4 protein-coding genes are annotated in these 2737 nt (G+C 70.8%); 3 read left to right on the top strand and 1 reads right to left on the bottom strand.

Annotated features, from left to right (window positions below; translation table 11 throughout):
• The 3 genes from G6022_RS01645 to G6022_RS01635 all read left to right on the top strand — a co-directional run.
• Positions 1-1134: trypsin-like peptidase domain-containing protein (locus G6022_RS01645; protein ID WP_194307657.1), on the top strand; the 1134-nt coding region annotated here is incomplete at its 5' end.
• A complete protein-coding gene (locus G6022_RS01640; protein ID WP_182615899.1) occupies positions 1131-1706 on the top strand; it encodes a molybdenum cofactor synthesis domain-containing protein in 576 nt (191 codons plus the stop codon). The genes G6022_RS01645 and G6022_RS01640, both read left to right, overlap by 4 nt.
• On the top strand, positions 1703-1897 hold the full coding sequence (locus tag G6022_RS01635) for a hypothetical protein (protein WP_179523158.1): 195 nt from the start codon (positions 1703-1705) through the stop codon (positions 1895-1897). Before G6022_RS01640 ends, G6022_RS01635 begins: the two co-directional genes overlap by 4 nt.
• 102 nt (positions 1898-1999) lie before the next feature.
• Here G6022_RS01635 and mscL read toward each other — a convergent pair whose 3' ends face one another.
• Complete coding sequence (mscL, locus tag G6022_RS01630) at positions 2000-2428, bottom strand: large conductance mechanosensitive channel protein MscL (RefSeq protein WP_182615901.1); 429 nt, start codon at positions 2426-2428, stop codon at positions 2000-2002.
• Positions 2429-2737 lie beyond the last annotated feature (309 nt).

Genomic DNA, 2737 nt, shown 5'->3' with positions numbered 1-2737 from the left:
GGGCAGCCGACCGCGGCCCTGCCCCCGCAGCCCCCGTACGGCGACGATCCCGGGGCGACAGCACCCGCGAAGTCGGGCCGGGGTCTGGTGGTCGCCGGACTGGTGGCTGCGATGCTCGTCTCGGGCGGACTGGGCGGCTGGATCGGTGCCACGGTGGCGGGCGGCGGAGGCAGCGGGAGCCTCGCCTCCCCGATCACCGCCGTCCAGCCCGAGGGTGAGGCCCCGGACGGCACGGTCGAGTCCGTCGCCGACAAGGTCCTGCCGAGCGTGGTCTCGATCGACGTCCGCGGGCAGACCGGACGCGGTGAGGGATCCGGCGTGGTGCTGGCCCAGGACGGTCTGATCATCACGAACAACCACGTCATCGCGATGGCGGCGACCGGCGGCCAGATCGAGGTGCGCTTCAACGACGGGTCGAGGGCGCCGGCGACGGTCGTCGGCACCGACCCCGCCACGGACATCGCCGTGATCAGGGCGGATACCGACCGGTCGCTCACCCCGATCGCGCTCGGGTCCTCCTCGAACCTGGACGAGGGGCAGGCCGTCGCGGCGGTGGGTTCCCCGCTCGGCCTGTCCGGCACCGTGACGACCGGCATCGTCTCCGCGCTCGACAGGCCGGTACGGGCGGGCGGCGCGCAGTCCGACCAGAACACGGTGATCGACGCCATCCAGACCGATGCGGCGGTCAACCCGGGCAACTCCGGCGGCGCGCTGGTCAACATGAACGGTGAGCTGGTCGGCATCAACTCCGCCATCGCCTCGCTGGGCTCGGGGAACTCGGGATCGATCGGCCTGGGCTTCGCGATCCCGGTCGACCAGGCCCGGCGGATCGCGGACCAGTTGATCAAGCAGGGGTTCGCCACCCGTGCGGTCCTCGGGGTCTCGGTGAGCGACCAACCCGATATCGACGGTGCGCTGGTCCGGACCACCGAGGTGGGAGGCCCCGCCGCTCAGGCGGGCATCGAGGAGGGGGCGGTGATCACCATGGTCGGGGAGCGGCTGATCGAGAGCGGCGACGCGCTGGTCGCCGCGATCCGGTCGAGGGCTCCGGGGGAGACGATCTCCGTCACCTATGCTGCTCGTGTGGGCGATCAGCCGACGACTGTCGACGTGGTACTGGGAGAGGCGAGATGAGCACGAGATTCGACCCGAGGTCTCTGCCCGGTGGGCGCAGGATCCAGACGGACGTGGATTTCGACCCCTCGGCCGCCGTCCCGGCGGACACCCCCATCGCGGGTCGCGCGATGGTCGTGGTGGTCACCGACCGGCTGGATGAGCGCGAGGACTCGATCGGTCCGTTGGTCACCGAGCTGCTCGAGGAGGAGGGTTTCCTGGTCGGCGGCGTCGTCGGCGTGGCGTCCGACGAGTCCGAGGTCCGCAAGGCCCTCGAGACCGCGGTGGTCGGCGGCTTCGACTTCGTCGTGACCGTGGGTGGTACCGGGGTCGGTCCACGGGACATCACCCCCGAGGTCACGGAGGAGATCCTCGATCAGCGGTTGCCCGGCATCGCCGAGGCCATCCGGTCGTCGGGTCTCACGGCCGGCGCGGTCGACTCGATCGTCTCCCGTGGGTTGGTCGGGGTGTCCGGCAGTACGGTGGTCGCCAACCTCGCGCCCAGCCGCGCGGCCATCCGGGACGGGATGGCCACGTTGTGCCCGCTCGTCTCGTACGTGGTGGCGCAGTTGTCGGCGATAGACGAGCTGTGACCGACGGCGCCCCGGACCGCAGGGCACAGGACTCCAGCGCCCCGATCACCAGCGCTTCGTACAGCAGCGCCCGGATCGACGACGTGTTCGGCGAGACCCTGCCGCGGACCACGTCCGACGAGGCCCGTGACCTCGACGCCCGGCTCGGGGACGACTGGTGGAGGGAGCAACGCCCTCCCCACCACGGGTGAGACCCGCATCAGCGGTGTCGGCGGGGTCGCCGGGTGCCGGCGCTCAGGTCCGGCGCTGAGGTCCGGTTCCGGGTGACGGGGGCCCCGCGGCGGGGCGTGGTGTCAGGACTCGCCGGACGTGCTCCGCGGGTCCGACGGATGGGTGAGCGGGCGACCCGCGAGGAGGTCGCGGATCTCCACGAGGAGGTCGTTGTCCGAGGCCGGGGCGTCGATGCCCTTGCGCTTGGCGGCGGCCTCTTTCATCTTGTTCATCGGCCCCACCAGGACGAAGTAGATGATCGCGGCGATCAGCAGGAAGTTGATGATCGCGGTAAGTAGCAACCCGAAGTCCATCCTGGTCTCGGGGTTGTTGTCCAGTAGTTGGACGGCGAACCCGATCTCGCTGTTCCCGCCGAGCAGGGCGATGAGTGGGTTGATGATCGCGCTGGTGAAGGCGTCGACGATCGACGCGAACGCCGTGCCGATGACCACGGCGACGGCCAGGTCGATCACGTTGCCCTGCATGATGAAGTCTTTGAAGCCCTTGAGCATCCTGCACCCCTCTCTGGTGACGCGGTGTGGTCCACCACGTGCGTGGTCGTGCGTCCCGAACTGGACTGCAGAGACGTTACCAGCACGATTGGCCCCGCCGAGGCACTAGCGTCCTCTGCCGCTCCGCCGATCTGGCGCTGCGTCCCGTCATCCGTGCACCAGCACAGCCAGTGGCGTTCCGGCGGCCGTGGAGGCCAACCGGGCGGCGTCGGATTCCGGGACCTCGACGAGGATCGACCGGCTCCCGACCCGCCCGGCAGGGGTGTCCCGCACGCGCGCGGCGCGCGCCACCACGGCGGGCCCGGCGGG

Source organism: Dietzia sp. Cai40 (assembly GCF_014145165.1).
Taxonomy (GTDB): domain Bacteria; phylum Actinomycetota; class Actinomycetes; order Mycobacteriales; family Mycobacteriaceae; genus Dietzia; species Dietzia natronolimnaea.
This window is presented reverse-complemented; position numbering and strand designations above follow the sequence as displayed.